The organism is Novosphingobium sp. FG90, assembly GCF_057808725.1.
In genome coordinates, this window is record NZ_JBMDIO010000110.1 from 1 (window position 1) to 977 (window position 977).

Annotated in this window: 1 protein-coding gene; it reads right to left on the reverse strand. The window is 62.2% G+C overall.

The window, feature by feature from the left end; all coding sequences use genetic code 11:
• Positions 1-332: 332 nt before the first annotated feature.
• Positions 333-920: an SOS response-associated peptidase gene (locus ACODRZ_RS26750; protein WP_236727488.1), complete on the reverse strand. Its 588-nt coding sequence runs from the start codon at positions 918-920 to the stop codon at positions 333-335.
• Positions 921-977 lie beyond the last annotated feature (57 nt).

The window sequence follows — 977 nt, forward strand, 5'->3', positions numbered from 1 at the left end:
TATAACACGCTACGATGCACCATGCGCCCTCCCGCGAAGCGGGTTCGTGCAAGGGCGCTATGCAGACGGGCGGATTTGCGGACCGGCGGGATGTTTAATGCCTGGGACCGTGCCGTCCAGCGCGCCGCCGCGGCTCTGTTTCGTTTGCTAGGCAAAATCTGCGTCATCTTGGCTGGGGATCCAGGCCGCACTGTCCAGCGTCCGGGTTGCTGGGCCCAATAAGTTTAAATCACTCGCCCCGCGTGCTGAAAGCGATACTGGTGCCGCCGCGTCCCCTGATAAGGCTTGTGTCGGAAGCGTTGTGGCAAGTACCATGAGTATCAGCGGGCGGCTCACAATAGAGCGGTCGAGGAAGTGGCGTGCTGTCGGCGCTTCGCCCAAGGTTCCGCCGTGGCGTCCATCGTCAATTCGCCGTCCCACGCCCGGCACAGTGAGAATGCATCTTCAGGCGTGCCTTGCAGCCAGGTGTTCCAGTCTTTCTGCCGAAGGATAGTCGGCATCCGGTCGTGGACCTCGGCCATGAATTCGCAGCTGTCGACCATTACCATCGAATAGGCGTTGCCCCATTCGCTCGTGGGTCGCCAGATGCCAGCTACCGCAAAGGGTTTATCGCCGGACACCGAGTACCAGGTTCGCGTCATGCGGCCTTTTTCGCCTTGCGCCTCCGCCCAGGCGCTGACCGGGACTAGGCACCGCCGGTTCATGAAACTGTCGCGCCAGAACGGCGTGGCCAGCTTGTCCTCGCGGGCATTGTTGACGGTTCGCGGTTTGATCGGAAGACCGGTGCGCGCGCTTTTCTGGGCTAGAGGAAAACCCCAGGCCATCGCCTGAACCTGTCCGGCCGCGACGACGAGGCCGGGGTAGCCAGGATAAATCTCATCGGCGAGGTTCGGGGCTGATCCGACCTGCGCACTGAACATTCCAGCGGGTCGCGTCCGTCAAGGTGGTGTAATTTCGGCTGTGGCCGTGGGCCATCG